At 51.9% G+C, this 23,625-nt stretch carries 18 protein-coding genes; all 18 read left to right on the forward strand.

Annotated features, from left to right (window positions below; all coding sequences use genetic code 11):
- Position 1 precedes the first annotated feature (1 nt).
- The 18 genes from rfbB to RKA07_RS05005 all read left to right on the forward strand — a co-directional run bounded on the left by rfbB (position 2) and on the right by RKA07_RS05005 (position 23,615).
- A complete protein-coding gene (gene rfbB, locus RKA07_RS04920) occupies positions 2-1,090 on the forward strand; it encodes a dTDP-glucose 4,6-dehydratase (RefSeq protein ID WP_310965731.1) in 1,089 nt (362 codons plus the stop codon).
- A 47-nt stretch (positions 1,091-1,137) separates the two neighbouring features.
- Complete coding sequence (locus RKA07_RS04925; protein WP_310965732.1) at positions 1,138-1,509, forward strand: GxxExxY protein; 372 nt, start codon at positions 1,138-1,140, stop codon at positions 1,507-1,509.
- A gap of 109 nt (positions 1,510-1,618) precedes the next feature.
- Entirely contained in the window at positions 1,619-2,494 is an 876-nt protein-coding gene (rfbD, locus tag RKA07_RS04930) for a dTDP-4-dehydrorhamnose reductase (RefSeq protein WP_310965733.1), read from the forward strand.
- A gap of 118 nt (positions 2,495-2,612) precedes the next feature.
- A complete protein-coding gene (locus RKA07_RS04935; protein ID WP_310965734.1) occupies positions 2,613-4,196 on the forward strand; it encodes a coiled-coil domain-containing protein in 1,584 nt (527 codons plus the stop codon).
- 3 nt (positions 4,197-4,199) lie between these two features.
- Positions 4,200-6,203, forward strand: coding sequence for a coiled-coil domain-containing protein (locus tag RKA07_RS04940; RefSeq protein WP_310965735.1), 2,004 nt, complete (start codon positions 4,200-4,202; stop codon positions 6,201-6,203).
- 16 nt (positions 6,204-6,219) lie between these two features.
- Positions 6,220-6,540 (forward strand): hypothetical protein, encoded by a 321-nt coding sequence (locus tag RKA07_RS04945; RefSeq protein WP_310965736.1) that lies wholly within the window; start codon positions 6,220-6,222, stop codon positions 6,538-6,540.
- A 52-nt stretch (positions 6,541-6,592) separates the two neighbouring features.
- The gene (gene rfbA, locus RKA07_RS04950; RefSeq protein WP_310965737.1) at positions 6,593-7,456 is read left to right on the forward strand and encodes a glucose-1-phosphate thymidylyltransferase RfbA; all 864 of its coding nucleotides are present in this window, start codon (positions 6,593-6,595) and stop codon (positions 7,454-7,456) included.
- 61 nt (positions 7,457-7,517) lie between these two features.
- Entirely contained in the window at positions 7,518-11,111 is a 3,594-nt protein-coding gene (locus RKA07_RS04955; protein ID WP_310965738.1) for a glycosyltransferase, read from the forward strand.
- The gene (locus tag RKA07_RS04960; RefSeq protein WP_310965739.1) at positions 11,101-12,231 is read left to right on the forward strand and encodes a polysaccharide pyruvyl transferase family protein; all 1,131 of its coding nucleotides are present in this window, start codon (positions 11,101-11,103) and stop codon (positions 12,229-12,231) included. Before RKA07_RS04955 ends, RKA07_RS04960 begins: the two co-directional genes overlap by 11 nt.
- A gap of 119 nt (positions 12,232-12,350) precedes the next feature.
- Positions 12,351-13,223 carry a sulfotransferase family 2 domain-containing protein gene (locus tag RKA07_RS04965; RefSeq protein WP_310965740.1) on the forward strand — a complete coding sequence of 291 codons (873 nt, stop codon included), beginning with the start codon at positions 12,351-12,353 and terminating at the stop codon, positions 13,221-13,223.
- A 209-nt stretch (positions 13,224-13,432) separates the two neighbouring features.
- Positions 13,433-15,070 (forward strand): hypothetical protein, encoded by a 1,638-nt coding sequence (locus tag RKA07_RS04970; protein ID WP_310965741.1) that lies wholly within the window; start codon positions 13,433-13,435, stop codon positions 15,068-15,070.
- A 49-nt stretch (positions 15,071-15,119) separates the two neighbouring features.
- Positions 15,120-15,515 (forward strand): glycosyltransferase family protein, encoded by a 396-nt coding sequence (locus RKA07_RS04975; RefSeq protein WP_310965742.1) that lies wholly within the window; start codon positions 15,120-15,122, stop codon positions 15,513-15,515.
- Complete coding sequence (locus tag RKA07_RS04980; RefSeq protein ID WP_310965743.1) at positions 15,512-16,219, forward strand: HAD family hydrolase; 708 nt, start codon at positions 15,512-15,514, stop codon at positions 16,217-16,219. Before RKA07_RS04975 ends, RKA07_RS04980 begins: the two co-directional genes overlap by 4 nt.
- Before the next feature lie 257 nt (positions 16,220-16,476).
- Positions 16,477-18,732, forward strand: a complete 2,256-nt coding sequence (locus RKA07_RS04985; protein WP_310965744.1) for a class I SAM-dependent methyltransferase — start codon at positions 16,477-16,479, stop codon at positions 18,730-18,732.
- A 98-nt stretch (positions 18,733-18,830) separates the two neighbouring features.
- Positions 18,831-20,186 carry a hypothetical protein gene (locus RKA07_RS04990; RefSeq protein ID WP_310965745.1) on the forward strand — a complete coding sequence of 452 codons (1,356 nt, stop codon included), beginning with the start codon at positions 18,831-18,833 and terminating at the stop codon, positions 20,184-20,186.
- 80 nt (positions 20,187-20,266) lie between these two features.
- Complete coding sequence (gene galE / locus RKA07_RS04995) at positions 20,267-21,268, forward strand: UDP-glucose 4-epimerase GalE (RefSeq protein ID WP_310965746.1); 1,002 nt, start codon at positions 20,267-20,269, stop codon at positions 21,266-21,268.
- 51 nt (positions 21,269-21,319) lie between these two features.
- On the forward strand, positions 21,320-22,207 hold the full coding sequence (gene galU / locus RKA07_RS05000; RefSeq protein WP_310965747.1) for a UTP--glucose-1-phosphate uridylyltransferase GalU: 888 nt from the start codon (positions 21,320-21,322) through the stop codon (positions 22,205-22,207).
- Positions 22,208-22,268: 61 nt separating this feature from the next.
- Positions 22,269-23,615 (forward strand): hypothetical protein, encoded by a 1,347-nt coding sequence (locus tag RKA07_RS05005; protein ID WP_310965748.1) that lies wholly within the window; start codon positions 22,269-22,271, stop codon positions 23,613-23,615.
- Positions 23,616-23,625: the final 10 nt, after the last annotated feature.

Raw genomic sequence — 23,625 nt, forward strand, 5'->3', positions numbered from 1 at the left:
CATGTCCAAAACATTTCTGATCACCGGCGGCGCCGGCTTCATCGGCTCTGCCGTAGTACGTGAACTCATCAACAACACCGACCACACCGTGGTCAACATCGACAAACTCACTTACGCCGGCAACCTCGAATCCCTGGAATCCGTAGCCCACAACCCCCGCTACACCTTCATCCAGGCCGACATCTGCAACGCCGAGGCCATGAACAACGCCCTGGCCAAACACCAGCCAGACATCATTATGCACCTGGCCGCGGAAAGCCACGTGGACCGCTCCATAGACGGCCCCGCCGCCTTTATGGAAACCAACATCATCGGCACCTACACCCTGCTGGAAGCCACCCGCGCCTACTGGAAACAACTCCAGGACACCGCCCCGGAAAAAGCCGCCAACTTCCGCTTCCACCACATCAGCACCGATGAAGTCTACGGCGACCTGCCGCACCCGGACGAGGTGGAAAACGCTGCCGATCATTTGTTTACCGAAACCACCTCCTACGCGCCAAGCAGCCCCTACAGCGCCAGCAAAGCCAGCTCAGACCACCTGGTACGCGCCTGGCAACGCACCTACGGCCTGCCGACGCTGGTAACCAACTGCAGCAACAACTACGGCCCGTACCACTTCCCGGAAAAACTCATCCCGCTGGTGATCCTCAACGCCCTGGCGGGTAAGCCACTCCCGGTCTATGGCAACGGCAGCCAAATACGGGACTGGCTGTTTGTGGAAGACCACGCCCGCGCCCTCATCCTGGTCGCACAACAGGGCAAAATAGCCGACACCTACAACATCGGCGGCCACAACGAAAAACAGAACCTGGAAGTGGTACAAACCATCTGTGACATCCTGCAAGACCTGGTGCCCAAAGAAGCCAAATACCGCGACCAGATCACCTACGTACAAGACCGCCCCGGCCACGACCGCCGCTACGCCATAGACGCCAGCAAAATCGAACGGGAACTCGGCTGGAAACCCCAGGAAACCTTCGAAACCGGCCTACGCAAAACCGTACAGTGGTACCTGGATAACGAAAACTGGTGGAAGCGAGTACAAGACGGCAGCTACCAGGGCCAGCGCCTGGGGGTAACGGCTTAAAGACTTTTTGCCACGGAATCCACGGAAGGACACGGAAAAATACAAGGATGAAAATGCTTAGGGAAGAGGAATTAACCTACCGGATTCGGGGATGTGTTTTTGAGGTTTACCGGCAGCTTGGTTATGGTTTTCTGGAAAGTGTTTACCATAAAGCACTGCTGCACGAGCTTTCCAGTAGGGGGTTAGGTGTGCAGTCAGAAGTGCCTGTACAAGTTGATTACAAGGGCGTGATTGTAGGTGAGCATCGTCTGGATCTGCTGGTAGAAGATCAAATTATTGTAGAGCTCAAAGCACAGCAAAAACTCCCGCTGGGGGCTAAAGCCCAGCTATTGAATTACCTGAAGGCAACCAACCTGAATGTTGGTTTACTCGTTAATTTCACGTACCCAAAAGCCAGTGTCGAGCGCATTGTCTTATAGGGATTAGCCACGGAACCCACGGAAAAACACGGAAAAATAAAAACTTTTTTATTCTTTTTCTTCCGTGTCTTTCCGTGGATTCCGTGGCAAAAAAGGTCTTTATCATTAAATGAACATCCTACTACTAGGCAAAACCGGCCAAGCCGGCTTCGAACTCCATCGAACCCTCTCCCCCCTGGGCCCCATCACCGCCCCCAGCCGGGCAGAGCTCGATTTAACCAGCGAACAGGCCGTAGCCGATTACCTGGAACACCACCACCCAGACCTAATCGTAAACGCCGCCGCCTGGACCGCCGTAGATGCCGCCGAACAGCAGCAAACCGAAGCCCGCCGCCTCAACGCCGGCCTGCCCGAGCAGCTGGCCAAATACAGCGCAGAGCAGGGTGCCTATCTGGTGCACTACAGCAGCGACTACGTCTACCCCGGCAATGGCACCGAGCCCTGGCAGGAAACCAGCGCCACCGGGCCCCTGAGTGTATACGGCCAGACCAAGCTCGAAGGCGACCAGGCCATCGCCGCAAGCGGCTGCGAATACCTGATTTTCCGCACCAGCTGGGTCTACAGCGCCCGCGGCAACAACTTCATGAAAACCATGCTGCGCCTGGCCCAGAGCAAAACCGAACTCAACATAGTGGCAGACCAGATCGGTGCCCCCACACCGGCAAGGCTTATCGCCCAAATAACAGGCATGGCCATCCGAAGCAACATCCCCAACGGCCTGTACCACCTGGCCCCCAGGGGAGAAACCAGCTGGCACGGCTTCGCCCAGGAAATCTTCCGCCAGGCCATAGAGCGGGGCGAACAGCTGGCCATGGGGCCCAGCAATGCACAGCCCATCCCAACCAGCGACTACCCAACACCGGCACAGCGCCCACTGAACTCAAGAATGGCCCTGACCAAACTGGAAACCGCCCTAAACCTCCAGCTACCAGATTGGCAAAGCCAACTACAGCTAACCCTTGCCGAGTACCTTGAACTGAAATGATTTAGCCACGGAATCCACGGAAAACACGGAAAATCAAAATTTTTTTCTATTCTTTTTATTCCGTGTCCTTCCGTGGATTCCGTGGCAAAAAAATCTTTAATCCCCCGGAGCAACACCCATGAATGCCACCCTAGGCACAACCCCCCACAGCAACTGGCAAGAACTGGCTCCCTTGCTACAAGCGTTGGGCTGTGACGCCAAAGAACCGGAAACCTGGTACAAGCACCACGAAAGCCTTCCGGAAGGCTATCTTATCCTCGCCTACACCCAGCCTCAGCTGGCTTTGGTGCACGCCATGGAGCGAGGCCAGGAGCCAGCGAAGGCATTGCAGGAATGGGAAGAGGGTGCGAACGCCTTAATTGCGCTTTACAAAAAGAATCGCCGGCGCGCCGTGCTTATAAATAGCCACACCGCGGGTAGTAACCTCAAGGGATTAGCCGCCGCGCTTTCCAACCACTGGAACGTGGAAATTCCACTATCCATAAGCGCAGATAGCGGCCGTGAGCGCCCGGTAAACCCATATTTTCAGCTCATCGCAACATTTGCCGTGCAGCAAAATCACCACTTAACCGGGCTTCTTTCACAACTGGAAGCTTGTACCCTTCCCGTTAATAACGAGGAGACGGCTCCAAAGACCAAACTTGATATAAACGCCTTGTATCACGGCATTTCGGAGCTCTACCAAGAAAAAGACCGATACGAGGCGTTAACGAAGCAATATGAATCGCTGGAAAAGGAAAATCAGCAGATTACACAGCAGCTCCCCAAGGCGCAGGAGGAGCTGGAGCGGGCTCGTCAACAAAGCCAAGAGCAGAAATCAGCATTCGAAGCAGAAAACCAGCTGGTTATCGAGCAGCTCCATCTGGTTCAGGAGGAGTTGGAATCAACCCTGCAGGCCCACAAAAATGAAGAAAAGGCCACCGAGAAACTAAGCGCGGAAATAGACGCTCTAAAAACGACCCAAACCAAAGCAGATGCCGAGAAAAAGCAACGTGCCGAAGAACTGAACAAACTGAGTGCCTCGTTGAAGACGGCAGAATCTCAGTACCAAAAAAGCCGGAGTGAGGCGAAAAGGCTGCAGCAAGAGCTGGAACAGACTCGTCAGCAAGGCCAGCAGGGCACATCAGCATTGGAAGCAGAAAACCAGCTGATTATCGAACAGCTCCACCTGGTGCAAGAAGAGCTAGAACGCCAGCTTATCCATAAGCACGCACTCGAAAACCAGGTCAAAGAGTTAACTCAGGATCAAGACCACGCTCTGGCGGCCGCCAATAACCAGATTAACCGGCTGCAGAACGAACTGAACAGAATCAAAGACAGCGCCGCATGGAAAGCCGTCGCCCCTGTGCGGGCTATGGGCCGCCCCTTCAAACGGACACCGCCCGAAAAGCGTAAACTCAAAAAACAAGCAGAACAGCTACAATCCACGCAATACTTCGATGCAGCCTGGTACCTCAACACATACCCGGATGTAGCGGAAAGCCAGGCGAACCCAGCGGAACATTACCTTAAGTTCGGGGCTCAGGAAGGCCGTAACCCCGGCCCGGAATTCGACACACAATGGTATGTTCAGGCAAACCCGGATGTTCAGGAGTCTGGCATCAACCCTCTTATTCACTTCCTGAACCACGGCCAGGAAGAAGGGCGAGCGCCCAACCCAAGAGTGCAAAACTCCCTCCCATCACCTCAGGAGGCGAAATAACCCATGCCCGTTATCATTACCCTGAATCCGGCAAGCGCGGAAATCACCACGATTGACCCCAACGGTAAGCAAAGCACCCAAACTATCCCGGTAGCAGCTACCCCAGACCCGGCCAAACATACCCTGCACCAATACAATCTGCCGGAAGCCAACAGTCTGAACCCTGCTGCAGGCCTTAAGGAACTCTTTCCTGGCTTGAAGCTGCAAGCAAAGAGGGAAGTGGACACCCAGCACCCAGCGGAATTGGTATGCCAGTATCGCCCGCAACCTGAGCAGGGCGATCATTTGATTATCAAAAGCCCCGGTGAAGACCACCGAATACTCAGGGCACTGGCTGAGAGCAGTTTGTTAAAAACGTTCAACAAGCTGTCCGTACTGGCGCACGAAACACCTCTTTATGAAACTGCAGAGCCAGCTTCCAGGGTGGTTGCTTGGTTGGCAGAGCAGGGCTTTGACTGTGACGGAAATAATACAGAAGATCCGGATTGGCCCGTATTACAGTTCAAGCGCAACCCCTTGCAGAACACAGTAGACGACCTGCGCTATCAGCTACAAAAAGCCCAGGCTAATTGCCAGGCTGAGGCCGAAGGCGGTAAAGCTCTGCAGCAACACCTTGAAGAAACAGAGCAACAACTGGCTGAAACCAGAAAACGGTTGCAGCATGCAGAGCAGAAGGCTAAAGGGAATCAGGATGCCGCTGAAAAGGCGGAGAACGAGAAGAAGACTACTGAAGATCGGCTGAACGAAACCCTTCAAGCAGAAAAACAGGCGCGGCAACGCCTGAATGCAGAGTTGGAAACTCTTAAAACAGAACTTGCGAAAACCGAAGAGAAACACCAACAATTTCAGCAGGCTCTAGCGCAGGAGCAAACTGCACATAACGCTACAAAAGAGGCGTTGGAAGCAAAGAACCAGCAATACCAGGCACTTGAACAGCGCAAAAGCAACCTTAACGCTGAGAAAGTGGAGTTGGCCGCAAGGGTTGAGCAGGCTGAGCAGAAGGCGCAAGCGAATCAGGATGCCGCAGTGAAGACGGAGGAAGAGAAAAGAGCTATTGAAACCCGGCTCAACGAAGCCCTCAAAGTCGAGACGCATGAACAACAGCGCCTGACTGCAGAGCTGGAAAGCCTGAAGCAGGAGCTAGAGAAAACCAAAGAACAACTCGCTTCGCAAACCAACACCCAAAACACCCTGAAAACCCTGCAAGACCGAATGGAATACCTGTTCGGCCAAAACACCCTGCAATTGGAACAGGCCGCCAATGCCCTGGGCCAGCACGTTAGTCAAACGGCGGAAACCACAGCAAAGGAACTGGAAGCCGGCATTGCCTTGCAGCAATTGGCCTCGGGTGCTGCAACCGCCCAAAGTGGCCTGCCCAAGAGCGCCGCACTGGAACTGGCCAACCAACTCCGCACCAGGAATTATGACCTGATCATCGAGATGGGCAGCGGAATAACCACGCAATTCATAGCCCAGACCCTCAAAAATTCCGGCCGAGAGCTTGCAGGCCCTCACTCAAACCAAAAAGAACTGAGCCACTACGTAGAAGCCAGCGACGACGACCTGCCAAAACGTATTCTCAGTTTCGACCACAACCGAAGCCGCCAGAAAGAATTGAGTGAAAAACTGAATAGCACCGGCCTGGCCAATTATGTAAGCCTGCAGTTCACACCGCTGGTGCCCGCGCAATATAACGGCAAAGAACAACTCTTTTACGATTGCGGCACCCGCCTGCAGCAAATCTCGCACCTGTTCGATAGCCGCCAGGCCATAATTCTGATTGTGGTGAATACAGACCCAACAGAAACCGGCCCGGAACCAGGCGCTGCATTACCCGCCGTACTGCAATACCTCGCAGCCCACCAGTTGGATGTGATTGCTCACGTACCAGCCCAACAGCAACTTGCAGGGCAATGGGAAAACCTCTTGAAAGAACGGGGCCTGGAGCACACAGCACCAAAACCTCTTGGCACCGCCCAGGTACAACACATCACGGTGAACCCGTAGCAGGGAGTAAAACAGCATGAAACTGGATAAACCCCTGAACCTGACCTTCGCTCAGCCAGCTCAAAAAACGGACCCCCAGGCCCTGCAACGAGCCACTGGAAGTGAAGCTCAGCAAGTTGAAGAACTGAAAATAGAACTCCTGGCTAAAAACCAACTCATAGAAGCCAAAAACCAGGAACTCAACGAACTAAAAATCAAAAACCGCCAACTCCACCAAGAAAACCAGGAAACCCAGGAACGGCAAAAACTCATGGACGAAGAGCTCCGAAAAGCCGAAGCCCAAATAGAACTCATCATGGAGCTCATGAACGACCGAAATGAAGAATCAGGTGAGTAATCAGTTTTTTCGTGGTTTTAGTGGATTTAGTGGCAAAAAAGGTATTTAAAAAATGAAAGGCATCATCCTGGCCGGCGGCTCCGGCACCCGCCTGCACCCCATCACCCTGGGCATCTCCAAACAACTGCTGCCCATATACGACAAGCCCATGGTGTACTACCCCATCTCCGTACTCATGCTGGCCGGCATCCGCGACATCCTCATCATCAGCACCCCGGATGACTTGCCCCAGTACGAGAAACTACTGGGAACCGGCGAGCAGTTCGGTGTGAACTTCAGCTACAAAGTACAACCCAAGCCCGAAGGCCTGGCCCAGGCGTTTATCATTGGCGAAGAGTTCATAGGTAACGACAGCGTATGCCTGGTACTGGGCGACAACATCTTTCACGGCCAGCATTTCAGCGATCAGCTCAAACATGCCGCCCAAAAAGACAAAGGCGCAACAATATTCGGCTACTGGGTTAGAGACCCTGAACGATTTGGTGTGGTGGAATTCGACGAAGATGGCAAAGCCATCAGTATCGAAGAGAAACCCGAACAGCCAAAATCCCCTTACGCGGTCACAGGCTTGTATTTCTACGACAACGATGTAGTAGAGATTGCCAAAAATGTTAAACCATCCGACCGCGGCGAACTGGAGATCACATCCGTAAACAACGCGTATCTCGAGAGAGGCGATCTGCACGTTCAGAAACTCGGCCGTGGCTTTGCGTGGTTGGACACGGGTACTCATGACAGCCTGTTGGAAGCCAGCAGCTATGTGCAGACCATTGAGCACCGGCAGGGATTGAAAGTGGCTTGCCTGGAAGAAATCGCCTGGCGCAATAAGTGGATAACTGACGAAGAACTCCGTGCCCGGGGCGAAGCCCTCAACAAGACGGGATACGGCAGTTACCTTTGTGACCTCGTAAAGTGAATTCCTCCAGTCATTAAGTCTCTCATCATCTCTATTACACGGAATTAGTATCTGGTACCCTATGAACAGTCAGGTAAAACCCGCAACACTGCTAAGCATCGCGAACGCAAAATTCAGAGAAGCGGAGTATCGCGAGGCCATCGATGCCTATCGTCAATTACTCCGGGACAACCCGGAGTTGGGCAAGTCGATTCAATTTAATCTGGAACTTGCACAGAAGCGCCTGAACGGTCATTCGCGTACTCATACAGAGGTAAAGGTAACTCAGGCCAGCCCTGCACCGACTCCTGAGAAACCCGCAGCGAGAGAGAGCAAAACAGCGTACCGCTTTGACCCCGAATACTACCTGCAAGAAAACGACGATGTGCGCGAAGCGGGCATTAATCCTGAAGAGCACTACTGGTCAAACGGCGAACGAGAGGGCAGAAAGCCCAACCCATGGTTTGATCCTTCCTTCTACTACAGGTTGAACGCGGACGTTCGCAAAGCTGGCATCTCGGCTTTCCGCCATTACATAGATTCAGGCCGACAGGAAGGCCGCGCGAGTCACTCGCCCGCACAGGACGGCAAGCGGGTAACCACCGCCGCCCATAAGCCTTTATTGTTCGTGGGGCACGACGGTGTGCTGGCAGGCTCTGAAATTGTCCTGCTTGAAGTAGTTCGGTGGTTCTATAACCACACCACACGCAGAATCAAACTCCTGCTTCTTGCGCCTGGCCCGATAGCTGACCGTTACGCTGAGTTCGCCGATGTCTATGTGCTGCCGGGTGATGGTGTCGACCAGCCGGAGGACCTGAAAGCCTTCTTGAGCGAAAACTTCGAGTTCGCCTATCTCAATACCGTTGTCTCCGGCCGACTGTTCAATTACCTGGAACAAGCTGGCGCGCGGCTGGATTGCACTATCGTTACCCACATCCACGAAATGGAAAAGGTATTGGCTACCTTCCCGGATGAAATGGACGCGTTACTCAGCCGCACCAGGCATTGGATCTCTGCCTCCCCGGCTTCCTCCGCAACGCTTGAAGCCAAGTACAAGATAGCCACCGAAACACTGACAACCGTACCCGCCTTCATTAACCCGGTTGCCAGAAAAGAAGTCACCACCAACGAACTCCAGGCCGAAGCAAGGGAAGAGCTGGGCTTAAGCCCGAATGCCTTCGTGGTTATGGGTTGTGGAACTGTTTACGAGCGCAAAGGCCCGGACCTGTTCCTGGAAGCCGCCCGCTTGCTGAAAAAACAAACCAACCAACCGATTGAATTCGTGTGGTTGGGCCAGGGGCCAGACAAGGAAACATTGGAAGCGTCGCTCACCGAAGAGGAAAAAGGCTGGGTAATCTTTGCCGGCAACAGAAACAACGCAAACAAACTGCTTGCGGCTGCAGATGTGTTCTTTATGTCCTCCAGAGAAGACCCGTTCCCCCTCGTGGTCCTGGAATCTGCGCAACACGGCGTGCCAACCGTCTGCTTTGAGCCCGCAACTGGCATAACAGCCTTTATCGAGCAGGATGCCGGCATCGCAGTACCGGAAATCAGTCCGCAACTGGCGGCCAAAGCCCTTCAGGAGCTGCTGGAGCATCCTCACTACCGGCAAGAGCTTGGCAACAACGCCAGGGCAAAACTGTTCGCCAACTACACAACGGACCAACAGAACCTCAAGATCTACCGCACCATCCAGGAAGTCACGGATTACAAGCCGTCTGTTTCAGTCATCGTACCGTTCTACAACCACGAAAAATTCATCGAAGAGCGGCTGGACAGTATTCTGGCGCAGCCTATCAAAGACATTGAGGTCATCGCCCTGGATGACTGCTCCACGGATAGCACCGTGGCCAAGGTGCGCCCTTACCTGCAAGACAGTCGCGTCACCCTGATCGAGAACGAGACCAACTCCGGCTCCCCCTTCAAACAGTGGGAGAAGGGCATTCGTCTGGCGCAAGGGGATGTGGTCTGGATTGCCGAAGGGGATGACAGCTGCGATTCGAACTATATACAAACCCTGCTGCCCTATTTCGATGACCCTATGGTGAACATCGTCGGGGCGAAAACCGAGATTATAGATGAGCACGGTACCCTGAAAGAAAACGCGCTGTCGCCCTACCTGGACATGGCGTTCCCTGGAAAGTTTGACAAGAGTTACGTCAAGGACGGCTTCCAGGAAATCAACGAGCAACTCGGCGCCATGTGCACCCTGGTGAATGCGAGCGGATTGCTGATCAGAAAGCAATCTTTCGGCGACACTCTGAGCACTGCCCAGAGCTTTAAAATGTGTGGCGATTGGCTGATCTACCTGGAATGCCTGAAAGGCGGAAAAATAGCCTACGATATCAATACGAGGAACTACTTCCGGCGTCACTCGGCGTCGCAAGTTCACAAAGTAGAGGGTACCGAGGTCTACTTTAACGAGCGCTACGCCATCACAGACTTTGTGGCAGAGAACTTCACTGTATCCCGGCGGATGCTCAAAAAAGCATTCGCAGCCATAAACCACGAATGGGAGCGCTTTGCTCACAAAAACCCAGGCAAGACCCTCCCGGACTTATACAATCAGGAAGCTATAAGAATAAAATCCAATTTTCTGGAACGGCAACCTCACGTCGCTTTCTACGTACACGGCATGATGTTCTCCAAAGGCGGAATCGAGCGCCTGGCGGGCCAGATAGCGAATCATCTGGTGGAAAACGGTTGGCAGGTAACCATATTCTGCAAAACCCACCCAAGCAGAAAGCCAATCTACCCACTTTACGAAAGCGTGAAGGTGTTGCCGCTTTTCGATGAGCATAAACTGGAAAAATCGGTAAAAGCCCTCAACACAGCGCTTTGTCATTCAGACATTGATGTATTCGTTCCCATGCTATCTGAGTGGCTGTTCGAACCTGTGATTGAGGCCGCGCAGAATACAGGCGTAGCCATCATTGCTTCCGAGCACAATGACCCTTGGAAAATTCAGGAATTGTGGTGGGAGGAGGAGAAAAGAATCTCCTGCTTCAGAAAGGTAGACAAAGTTCACCTGCTGCTGGACAAGTATCGGGAATCTTTACCATCTGAATTTTCAGAGAAAACTTTTGTGCTTCCAAATGGGGTTTCTATTCCAGAAGTATATGACGACCAGCCTCGGGAGAAATTGATCGTCAGTGTTGGCCGGCTTGCACCCCAGAAGCGCTTCGACCGTCTCATAGAGGCTGTTGCCCTGGTTCAGGACAGTGTAAGGGGCCAGGGTTATCGCTGCGAAATCTATGGTGATGGGCCTCTGTATAGCGAATTGCATAACCAGATCAACTCCCTCAATGTCGACGATATTGTCATTCTGAAAGGTGCAACGCCGAATATTGAGGCGGTCTACCGCAAGGCAGACTTCTTCGTACTGCCCTCTGACTTTGAAGGCTTACCCATCACTCTCCTGGAAGCACTTTCGTTTGGTCTGCCATCGGTAGCTTTTCAAGACTGCAACGGACCGAACGAAATTATCCAGAGCGATGTTAATGGAAAACTCGTGGGTGATGTTAAGGAGCTGGGTGATGTGATCACAGCCTTCATCACCGATCAATTTCATCAGTCGTTAAGAGCCAACGCCAGAGCACGAGCGAGCGCCTATTCACTTGAGAATTGTCTGTCAGCCTGGCTGACGGAAATTTCCGGAGTTATTAATGAAAAGTAAACCCCTATTCACTGGCATTGCCGGTGGTATACCGTCCACTGAAGGTGTGCAAGTAGAAAACCTCATCGGTCGATCCGGCCTTAATACGGGCAACTTTCTGTTCGTAAGAGCGCTGCGTAACCTCCTGGGCACGAGTGACGACATCTACCGAGACGAAAGCTATTACCGCCGTTCTGTAGAAGAATATGACTACATTGCCATTTCTGCCGCCAACTGGGTGAATCCGGGCGTTAACCTGGGCGGCCTGACTGATTTCATTGAGTCAACGGATTTGCCTTGCTTGGTGGTGGGGCTGGGGGCTCAAGCTTCATTTGGAGGGAAAGACCCGAAGCTGACCGAAGGCACAAAACGATTTTTGAGCGTAGTTTCGGAACGCTCCGAATCCATTTCCGTGCGAGGAGAATACACGCAGGATGTGCTTAATCGGATGGGCATAAAGAATACGCGGGTCACCGGCTGTCCCTCTTTATTGGGACTTTCCGGGCGTACTGCACCGAAAGTAGATATGTGTAAGCTTGAAGGGTTGGAGCCGTCTAACATCATACTCCAAAGCACCCGGCACGGCTTTTCTGACAGTGTGTTCAATGATGATCCTGCTCATGTGTTTAATATGAGCATCTATCGCTATGCCTTTCAGAATCACCATCCTTTACTTCTCCAAAGTGAAAAGCCTGATATTTATCTGACAATGCGACGGAACAATAATAAAGAGATCTATCAGAAGAATATTGAATACTTGCAAAAGGTTTATGAGTCAGATGCTGAGAGTGTTCAGCGCTACTTGGAAGGTTTCGGTTTGATCTACTGGGATATTGATGACTGGTTAAGTTCTATTTCTAAGTTCAACATGCTTATTGGAACGAGGATTCATGGTGTAATTTCTGGTTTGCTTTCCGGCGTGCCTTCGACTCTACTAGTTCATGATGAGAGAACCAAGGAGCTTGCTGATTTCTTCTTGCTACCATACATCGACATAAGAAATTATTCGGGATTTGATTTTGGGTTGATTGAGGAAGCTCGCTCAGAATTTTCCCTCGAGAACTTTTCTGATAATTGGGGGGGGTATTTTAGAGGTTTTTCGAATTTCTTCGCCGAGAACGAGGTTCAAGTAAGTTTCTGATTAGCGTGCTCAAGATCAAAATGACGAATTTCGGATGTTGGTGAGCTTAGTTTTTGTTGCGGTTATTTTGAGTTTTAACCAATTAGATTGGCTATTTAAGTTTTGGGTAGAGGTTTTGAATGTCAATTGAAAAAAAAGTATTTTTGGGGGTTCATGTTCCAAAATGTGCTGGTAGTAGTATCCTCTCCGAGTTAAAAAGGGTTTATGGTGATCAGTGTTATCAGTCAACGTCATTAGTTAATAATTTTCGTGGTTCAAAATCCGATCTCACTGATACATATAAAAATCTTGATTATTCTGGATATTTTGGTCACCATTTTTGCGACGAGCTTTTGAAAATTATTGGTCGTGATGTTTTTTTATTTACATTTTTGAGAGATCCACTTGAAAGGGCAGTAAGTCACTATAAATATGTAAATCGGATGAAGCAATCACTTGGTAGGCAGCCAGTAGCCTTTTCTGACTTTATTAAAACCTTACCTTCGATGACAAAGTTTCTTCTGCAAAGGTTTCCAAGCTTGGTTGATCAGAGTTGCCGAACGGAACAAGCTTGGTTGAAGGCGGCTTCAATTTTAAAGAAATTCGATTTTGTTGGTGACACTGAAGGTATTGAATCCTTCCAGGAGGTCTTCGCGCGGGAATTTGGTGTAAATCTGAATCTGAAGGTAGTTAAAAATAAAGCACCAAAAGATGGTCATAATCTTGATTGTCATCAAATAGAAGCAATGCTTGGTGCTCTGGAGGACGATGTCCTTCTTTATCAATGGTATAAGCGGTGTTGGCATCTATCCCGAGATGAGGTCCAAAATTCGGAGCTAGATTTTTATGTGAATAGTGAATTTAATAAAGATAGGTTCTTTAACTTTCATGCATCGAGTCTGATTCAGGATCTCAAGGCGAATAATGCATTAGACTTGCTTAGAGACTTCCCTTTCAAAGATGACGAATTTAGGCTTGTTATTTGGGATAAGCTAAACCGCAGCCAGTCTTGATTTAAAACAATCCCGTAAGCTCATCCCTCGAGTTTGATCAACTTGGGTGCTTCACGTTATGCAATGCTGAGTTCGATGTATGACATGGGACAACACCTTAGCGTAATTCTCAAGTGTTGCACTCAGTTTTGTCGGCCAAGGGTTTAAGGTATTGATTGAATTTCTCTTTTTTGGTGATCATTCATTTTTTTGGTTTAAGGTTGTTTTTTATGATTGTTGCGAGCAATAACCCTGGTCATTTTTTTCCTCATGATGAAGTTGATTTTGTTTGGTTGGGTGAACGCCAAAATGAAGTTGATATGATTATTCTTACGCTGGGAAAAAATTGGGGAGGGGCGAGCGTTGATAAAATTGATGCTCTGACGCAATGGGTATCTACTTATCCCTGCGGAGTTCCATGTTATATCATTGGCTGTGAAACAACTATTCCAAGCTTCGATTTTTCAAGATTTAAGCATGAGAAACGGGATTTGGCAGTTCGAGCGCTTTGCGCTGAGGTGCTAAAGAGATCCAACTCGATTGGTGTGCGTGGCGATATTACATGCAAGTATCTTACTGAAGTTCTTGGTTTTCCGGGAGAAAGGGTAAAAAAAATATATTCTTCTAGTGGCAAAAAAAACATTGCTCTTATGCGAGATTTTATAAGTGGAAATGATTCAAGGCTCTCAATGTTTTCCAATGATTTGTGCCGGTTTCAAAAAAAACCGGCTGTCTTGTACGAGAGGCCTTTAGCTTATACAAGCGAGATAACTGTATCTCAGCCTTACATCACTTCAAGTGCAGGTTCTTGTCGGCTAAATGCTGATATTAAGATTGATTCAGAAGATATTACCTTATGGTTAGAAACCAGTGAAGAATATTCGTCGTTATTGGTTACTGAATGTTCTGATGCGTTTTTGAGTATTCTTATACCGTTTGCAATGCGCACAGGAAAAGACATTGTTAGTGAATCTCCGATAACGGAGGAATTTTTTCATAATATGACGGAGATCTTGATCCCTCAACTTTGCGCCCACGATCGTCGGCTTTACAAAGCTACTATTAAGGGAGTTCTTGGTACCAGCTTCGTGGATTGTCAAGGTGCAGTTGGAACGGGAATGTCTTGTGGGGTGGATAGTTTCTACACTGCGAAATTGTATAGTCGCGGCAGATATAACTCCATGGAGCTTAGTCACTTGTATTGCGGTAATTATCTTTATGGAAACGACACACCAGTTTACAAAAGGGCAGAAGCGGTTTCAAATGAAATGGGTTTGCCATTGGTCTGGACTAAAACGAACATAAATGAGGTTTTGCGTTTGCCGCATCTGTATACACATTTTTTTAAAATGATGTTTGGTGTTTTGTGTTTAAGGAAGCTATTTAAAATTTATTATTATTCTTCGGCTGAAGATTTCAGTCACTTTAATATTAAGAATAATAGTACGACCGATACGGCAGTTTTTGAGCTATTGTTGCTCTATTGTTTTAGTATGCCAGGTTTTAATGTCGTTACCGGGGGTGGGGCTTCTGAACGATTGGAGAAGACGAGAGAAATTGGTGATTTTGAAGTTGCTCACGCACATCTTAATGTTTGCCTTGATCCAAGTAAGGAAATTAATTGTGGAAAGTGTGGAAAATGCATGAGAACACTCCTTATGTTGGATATGCTAGGGATTGCTGATCGTTTTGATCGTGTTTTTGATGTAGATGATTATTATAGAAACAGAATTCGAAGCTTTAAGTACCTTGTTGAACAAAAAAGCTCTTCAATGTTGTCAGAAGTTTATAGTCATTTTCTTAGGTCTGATCCAGAATTAGTGAGGCGAGCTGAGGAGATAGTTAAAGCCGGAAAGGATATTCCGTGAAATTCAGTGATTAATCTTGTTATCGGTTCGCGACGCCAAGGTGGCCAATATGGACGCTATCATCAACGGCTATAGCTGGGTGGGTGATAATGAAGATCCACACAGCATTAACATCCCCAAAGTTATCACCAACGAGCGCGACGAGCTTGTTTACATGTCCCGGGCAGCCTTGCCGGGCTTCAAGGACACCAAGTGCGCCCCTAGCCGCTACAAGAAACAGGTTTGCATCTACGCCTTCACTCGGGAGGAACTCGCGGCCTTTCGTGGCTTTGGTCGCAAGAGCGAGCTGGAGTTTTCGGAGGATATCGAGATCCTTCGCTTCCTGGAGCTGGGCAAGACCATCCGCATGGTTGAAACTCAGCCCGGCAGTCTGGCAGTGGACGTACCCGAGGACGTAGCCAAGGTGGAAGCTGCTTTGCGTCGTGCAGGCCAGGTTCCAGCATGAATTATCCCGCCAATGACTACGCCACTCTGGTTTTCGACTGCGACGGTGTGGTTCTGGATTCTAACAAGGTCAAAACTGAAGCCTTTTACCAGGCCACTTTGCCCTACGGTGAAGCCGCCGCCCAAGCCATGGTCGACTACCACGTGGCTAACGGCGGGGTGTCGCGCTACAAGAAATTTGCTTACTTCCTGGAGCAGATAGCACCGACACATGCTGAGCATCAGGGCCCAGACCTGGATGCACTTCTGCAAGCCTATGCTAGTCATGTGCGCGAAGGGTTGCTGAGTTGTGAGATGGCCCCGGGGCTGGAAGTGCTGCGCCAGCAGGTACCCGATGCCCGCTGGCTGATCGTCTCCGGTGGTGACCAATCTGAGTTGCGTGATGTGTTTGCCCAACGCGGAATTTCCGAGTGGTTCGACGGCGGTATCTTCGGCAGCCCCGATACCAAGGACGAGATCCTGGCCCGTGAGATGGCGTCTGGCAACATTTCGCAGCCAGCGCTGTTTCTCGGCGACAGCAAGTACGACCATCAGGCGGCCCGTGCCGCTGGTCTGGATTTCGTGTTTGTTAGTGGTTGGAGCGAGGTGATTGACTGGAGCTCCTGGGTGGCAGAGCAGGGTATATGCTCAGTTGATTCTATCCAGTCGTTGCAGTCTCAGGGGGTTGGCATGCAGGTGAACGGACAGTCTCCCTATAGCTTCTGACGTGTCATAATGCCATTCTGGCTCACCCAAAAAGCCAAGTCAGGAATGAGTGTATTGGCATAATACGGTTGGAATTGATCCTCTTCCTGGGGGCGACTTGGCCAGCAATGTGAATGTTTAGAAGCCAGGTCTGGTTATCAAGGGGGTGCCCCATCCGACACTATGAGTGTAGACAGGCTTCCGAAGGTGACGGCGTAGCCAACAAATTGGTTAAAACCGGAGCGACTCCAATCTCTCAACAGAATGAAAACGAACAGGTGAGCAGTTTCAGTTCAAACCTGGATGCAGCCCTGGCAGGAGAAAGTGCCTCCGGTCAGGAATTGCTTTTGTTGTCTGATGAGGCTCTCGCTCTGGGGCGGGTGCGGGATGCCCGGGCCTTGGTGAACAAGGCGCTGGAGACTGACCTTACCAGAGAGCATGTAGCGCGTTTTTTACTGGACCGAGCGCGTCAGTCGCTTTCGGCGGCGGCTTACTGGCTTTCGCCAGGGGCTGCTGTATCCGCCCCGGGATCGGGCGGCCTTTCGCGTTGGTATGATTGTGACACATCCACGGGCATATACCGCGGTAAGGGGCGCGAGCTCCCACCGCCGGGCGAGCCCACAGATTTCGACCATCTTTTCGTTTCAGGCTTGTCTGCAGCCGTTCTGTACCCTTTCGGTCAACAGTTTTGCGGGCTTCGGGTTCTTGAGCTGGGTTGTGGCAGCGGGGCGAGGGCGCGTTTTCTGGCTGACTGTGGTGCATCCGTAACGGTGGTGACGCCGGACCCGCAGGATGCCCGTGTTGTGGCATCTCAGTGCGCCGGTCTGCCAAATGTGCAGGTAGTTTATGACGCCCCACACGCGATCCCGTTCCGTGGCATTTACGACGTGGTTTTAATTGCCGGTTACCATGAAGTTTATGCCGGTGAGGCGAGTGTACTCGAACCTTTGAGTCACTTGTTGAAAAAGGCAAACACGGCTTTGGCGACGGATGGCTGCTTGCTTCTTTGTGGGCACAATTCCCTTGCCTTGGGGCACTTTAACGACCAGCGTGATCACTATGGGCGTGAGGGGGCCGTTGCGCTCGAAGGTCGCTTTACTGACGGTGGTCCCCGACTTTGGCCTGCCTCTGCCGTGGCGAAGGCATTGGCAGAAGCGGGGTTCCCCCATCGAGAACGTTGCGCGTTAATGGGCTCGTTTGAAAATGCCAGTTTGCTGGTGTCGCCAGCGGGTTGCTCTGCGCCAGTTGAACAGTGGAACCTGGAAACACTGGTGCGCCGTTCAGTTCATAGGGAGGAAGCCGATAGGCAGCATCGGTTCTCCGAAAGCCGGCTCTTACACAGCGTGCTGCAGGCAATGGAGTTGGCCTCTTGGAGCGATGGCTACGTTTTTATTGCCCACAAAACGGGCCAGAAGGTGCTGGCGGTCGATGGGTGGCTGGCGAGTAGTTTCGATGTCAGCCAAGACAATGAGGCAGGGGCGGAAACGCGCTATAAATCGGGCGCAGGGGGAGACGATCCGGTTGTTGAGCGCTATTCGCTGGGAAGCTTAAAGCCTGATGCCATCGCTCCGTATATTAACGGGCCTGTTTATCGGGATTTTCTGGATGACCTGCTGCAGGAGCCGGGCTGGCAGTTCGAGCAGGTGCTCCACTGGGCTGCACTGTGGCTGAGGTGTTTACTGTCGTCATTGGGTGCTGATGATTCCTTGGTACCGGTAGGAGAGGATGGGGAGCACTATCAGGGCGAGTATGAACTCTGGGTGCCCCAGGATTTGTTCCAGGCCACGCCGAGTCGCTGGGTAGGGCGTGACGATGGCTGGTTTGAATGTTTGCGGAGCATTGAGGGGCGGGAAGGGACCGCACCAATGGCAGGAGTGCTTTATGCAGGGCTGCTGGATACGCTTTTTACCGTTACTTCTGTGGCTGAACCAGCGGATACGCTCTGGCTTGAACCGGTGAAGCTTATTGATGCCGTACTTGAGCACCTTGGTTATCCCTTTCATGAAAGGGATCTTGCTGCGCTGTCTCAGCATTGGGAGCGAGTGACCGGGACTCCCCTTGCGGCCCCGGCCAGGTTGCCTGCACGCCAGGTGCCTCGCTCGCTGACGGATTCAGTCAAGCTTTATTGGGCTACAAGCGCCGAGGATTTCTCAGAGAAAAACGCCAGTGCTGACTGGCTGACGCTGGATGGAAGTACTCAGACGCTTCGTTTGCCAATCACCCCAGGCTCCAGTGATGAAGGTGTTGTCGCTCTGAGGTTTGATGTGGCTAATCGGCCGGGTTGCTTTGAAGTGGAGCAGATGGCTCTTTTGGGAAGCGACGGAACTATGTTGTGGCAATGGGAGCATAACAGAGAGGTGATTTCCGGCGTTCAGGGGATGGCCCTGGTGCTGGACCCGCAGGCGCGCCGCTCTTGTCTTTTGAGCCGGGGCAACGATCCCCAGTTTGTGCTGGACCTTCCGGAAAATATCTTGGCCTATGCGGCAGGCGCTGTGCTGGAGGTCAGGTTGTCGGCCTGGCCTGCGCGACTGTGATTTGAAGGCGCAATAGGGCAGCCATGTTGGCAGTGATCGGATTTCATCGAAGTTTAACCTCGGTTGTGGCTCATTGGATGCACAACTCCGGTGTTTGCATGGGTGAGTATCTTATGCCGCCGGCCCCCTCCAATCCCGATGGGCATTATGAGGATATGCCTCTGGTGGCGTTGCATGACGACCTGCTGGATCAGCAGGGTACGACCTGGCAGTTCAGTGGAGAGGTGTCGTTATCTCCAGACGCAGGCCTGGAGGTTCTGCAGCGCTACGTAGCCCTCCGTGATAGCTTGCATGGACACCACTGGGGGATGAAAGACCCGCGACAGTGCCTGTTTCTGCCCAATTGGCACCAGGTGCTTGGTGAACGTGGCCAGTACCTGGTTATTCTTCGGCACTGGAGCGCAAGCATTCAGTCATTATTGAAGCGCTCTGCACAGGACATAGCGCTCGGTTTGGGGGCCACTCGTGAAAATGCCGCCCTCTGGCAGGATTATGGCCACGCTGCGCGGATCTGGATTGCCTATAACGAGGCTTTACTGGAATTTCTCGAACAATGCCCTCCGAAACAGCGCCTGGTTGTGACGCAGCAGGCCGTGATGCACGGGCTCGTTTTGCCGGACCTGGTTGAAGGTTATTTCGCTATTCCTCTGCAGTCAGACACTGTAAGCCCGATCAAGCCAGGGTTGGTCCACGATGAGGTTGATGAGTCACTTCATGCTCATTTGACTGAAGACCAGGTCGATCGCATGGAAGCTATATGGGACAGGTTACTCTCGTTTGCCGCGCACCGGGCTGAACACGAGTCCCCCCGTTGGGTGGCAGGCTCCGGATCTGACTGGGACCGCAGGCTGGCGTATAGCATTCTGGCAGCTTCCCCTTATAAGTCGGCCCCGACAGGTTCTGAGGCAAAAGGTAAGATTGCCGTTACCCACGGGGAAACAGCTGTTGACTTGTCCGTGGCCGACCTGGCAGCCCGGGCGGATCGAGCGTATCGGACGCTGCTCCTGTTGGATGCCGAGCGTTACACCCGGGAAGTCCTCGACCTGAACCCTTGTGACGTGGCGAGCCATGTCCGGCTGGCCTGCATTTTTCTGGTTTCTGGACAGCTGGAGGCTGGGGAGAGCGTTCTTTCATCCGCAATAGAGCGGCTAGGTGAGGTGCCCCTGTTGCTCCACTTCAAGGCGACGGTACTGGACTTGCGTGGCCGTACTGGTGAGGCGGTTGCCCTCCTGAATTCTGCATCCGCCACCTCCGAATTGCTCCAGCGTCACCGCATTGCCTTTATGCTGAAGGGCGGGCAGCCTGATGGCCGCCTTGCATTCGAAGCCTGGGCCAGGAACAGGTCCAGCTCCCTGGAGGCCTGGCAAAAGACAGCCCGGGCTTTAACCGGTGTAGAACATCCGGACCTACGCAAAGACCTGGCGTTCCGGGCGGCATCGGTCTGGAACCGGTGAGTCGTGGCAGTTATCTCGCAGAGTGAAGTCCAATGCCGTCGTTGGGAGTTACAGACGATTATCTTCAGGAACTTTGAGTTATGAGAATTCTGGTTGTAGGTGGAGCCGGTTATATCGGTTCGCACATGGTCAAGAAGCTAACCCGGTCCGGCCATGAGGTGGTTGTCCTTGATAATCTCACTACGGGTCTTCGGTCACTTGCCTTATATGGCAAGCTGATTGTAGGTGATCTTGGCGATGCGGCTTTATTAGAAAGGATGTTTCGAGAGTGTGAGTTTGATGGGGTGATGCACTTTGCGGCCAGCAGCCTGGTTGGGGAGTCGGTTGCAGATCCTTCAAAGTATTATCGAAATAATGTGGCGAGCACCATCACGCTGCTGGATGCTATGGTTCGCAATGGCGTAAAGCGCTTTATATTCTCTTCCACTGCGGCAACCTTTGGCGAGCCGGTATATACACCGATTGATGAAGCCCATCCGCAGGCGCCCATTAACCCCTATGGGGCCAGTAAATTGATGGTCGAGCGTATTCTGAAAGATTACGCTGATGCTTACGGCCTTAATTCAGTGAGTCTGCGTTATTTCAATGCCTGCGGTGCAGACCCGGAGGGTGAGCTTGGCGAATGTCATGACCCCGAGACACATTTGATTCCGTTGGTCCTGCAAGCCGCATCTGGCCGTCGTAAGTCGATCACGGTTTTTGGCCGGGATTACCCGACGGAAGACGGCACCTGTATTCGTGATTACATCCACATCGAAGATCTGTGTTCCGCCCATGCTCTGGCGCTTGAGGCGTTGGTGTCAGGCGAGAAGAGGGGGGCGGTTGCTTATAATCTTGGTAATGGTTCGGGGTATTCGGTCCAGTCAGTTATTGATGCAGCGCTGCAGGTGGTCAGTAAAACCGGTCACAGCCTGGTTGTCGAAGAAGGGCTGCGCCGGCCCGGAGATCCTGCGGTTCTGGTCGCAGATTCCGGGCGCGCGAGGGCAGAGCTGGGCTGGCGCCCGAAATATGCCGATCTTCAAACCATCATTGAACATGCCTGGCAGTGGGAACAACAGCTGGCTGGCCAGCATTCGCTCTGATCTTTACCCCTCCTTTTAAATAATTCGCGTTCAGTAGTTAAAGGAACAACTATGCACTCAGTTCGTAAGGCCGTGATCCCTGTAGCGGGGCTTGGCACCCGTATGCTCCCGGCCACCAAGGCCATTCCCAAAGAAATGCTCCCGATTGTGGATAAGCCACTTATTCAGTACGTGGTTAATGAATGCATTGCTGCGGGTATCAAGGAAATTGTGCTGGTCACCCATGCCAGTAAAAACTCCATTGAAAACCACTTCGATACCAGTTTTGAGCTGGAATCGATGCTGGAGAAGCGGGTTAAGCGCCAGTTGTTGGATGAGGTGCAATCCATCTGTCCAGCGGACGTAACTCTGCTGCACGTTCGTCAGGGCCAGGCCCTGGGATTGGGGCACGCTATTAGCTGTGCTTTCCCGGCCGTTGGTAACGAGCCCTTTGCAGTGGTATTGCCGGATGTTCTGATTGATGATGCGGCGGCTGACCTTAGCCAGGACAACCTGGCGGCTATGATTCGTGAATACGAACAAACCAGCCGCAGCCAGATCATGGTGGAACCGGTGCCTCATGAGAAGGTGTCCAGCTATGGGGTAGTGGATATCAATGGCGGTGAGTTGAATGCGGGTGAGTCTCGCGCAATGAGGGCCATTGTTGAGAAGCCTCCGGTGGATCAGGCTCCTTCGAATTTGTCTGTGGTGGGGCGCTACGTTCTCTCACCCCGTACTTGGAATCTACTCAAGCGCACCCCGCCAGGCGCGGGCAATGAGATCCAGCTAACGGACACCATTGGCATGCTGATGGAAGAAGAGACAGTAGATGCATTCCACATTCAGGGGCATTCCCATGATTGCGGTAACAAGCAGGGTTATATGCAGGCGTTTGTGGCCTACGGTATGCGTCACCCGGAGTTGGGTGGGGCGTTTAGTCAATTTGTGAAGGGATTGTGATGCCGGCCTCTGTTCAGATTGTCGTCAACCTGCATTTTTGTTCCACAGCTGGCTGTAATCGATGAAGGTCTGCATTCACATCGGGGCGCCCAAAACAGGCAGCTCCGCGATTCAGTATTTTCTGCGCAACAACCGCTCAAAACTGGAAAAGTATGGTTACTTCTACCCCGAGCACCGCACCGATAAGAATGATGTCTCAGGCGGCCATGCGGAGCTGGGGAGTGCGATTATTGCGGGTGATCTGGAGAAAGCCGCGGATTTGGTGAGCGGATGGCTTCAGGAGGCTCAGTCCAGGAAGCTGACGTTACTGATCTCGTCTGAAGCTCTGTATGGGCGGATTTCAGAGGTTCAGGAGCTGTTTCAGGGCCATAATGTTCAGATTTTTGCCTATTTTCGCAATCCTGTGGAAGCGCTGGTTTCTAACCACAACCAATCCATTAAACGGCATTTCGGGCGCTTGCCTCTGGCAGACTTTCTGGAGCAGCGGGCTACCCCCAATAACCGTGGAGTGAACGGCGAGGTGTTTTTTGATTGGGTGAAGGTTTTCGGGTCGCAGGCGGTTCGTGTTCGCCCATACAATCCTTCAGCATTCAAAAAAGATCGTATTGAATACGATTTTCTCGACATGTTGGGTGTGCGTGGTTTTTCTGCTCGCAGCTTCCGCCTGGAAAAGCGATTGATCAATACCAGCTATACGCCTGGCGCATTGGAGCTCAAACGTTTGCTGAACTTTGTGCTGGACCCGGACGCGCCGAAGGACAGTGTGGAAGTGGACTGGGCGTTGCAGGGCTTTTCAGACAAAGCGAGTGCCAAGCGCTCGGCTGCTGAGAAGGCGCCGGTGGAGGTAAATCCTGAGGTGTTGGCCTTGCTGGTTGAAGGCTTCAAGCCCGCGCTGGAGCGAATGCGCTCGGAAGTGCTTGAAAACTGCACGGAGGATTTCTGGCGGCCGGTCACGGTGGTGCCTGCGGGTACGGGGCCGAAACGGTCTGAACTGGCTGAGGTGTTTCAGGCGTTTAGCCATTTGCAGCAGACGATACCCGCAACCGTACAACAGCTTGAGCAAAAGCTTACTGAGCTTCTGGAAAGCAAATCTGCCGGGGAGCTCCCGTTTGCGGTTCTAAAGCTAGCCAATGTGATGGGGGTACCTTTCCGAGAACCTTCGCAGCGCAAAGCTAAGCCTTCTGTCGTAGCGGGGGCAGTTAAATCTGTGCTTTCCGGAAATGCTAAGGACGCAGATTATTTGCGTGAACTGGCGAAGGTTCTGGCTGAGCAGGGGTTGCTGGAAGAGGCGGTAAAGGTAATTGAAAAGGCCCGAAACCTTCGCCCCAACGGCCAGGGCATTATCAAGTTGCACGAGAGCTACCTGGAGCGTTTGAAAGTGCAGGCCAGCCAGAGTTCGGAAGGGTAGTGGGTGGCTC

The organism is Marinobacter xiaoshiensis (assembly GCF_031631795.1).
In the GTDB taxonomy this organism is placed as follows: Bacteria; Pseudomonadota; Gammaproteobacteria; order Pseudomonadales; family Oleiphilaceae; genus Marinobacter; species Marinobacter xiaoshiensis.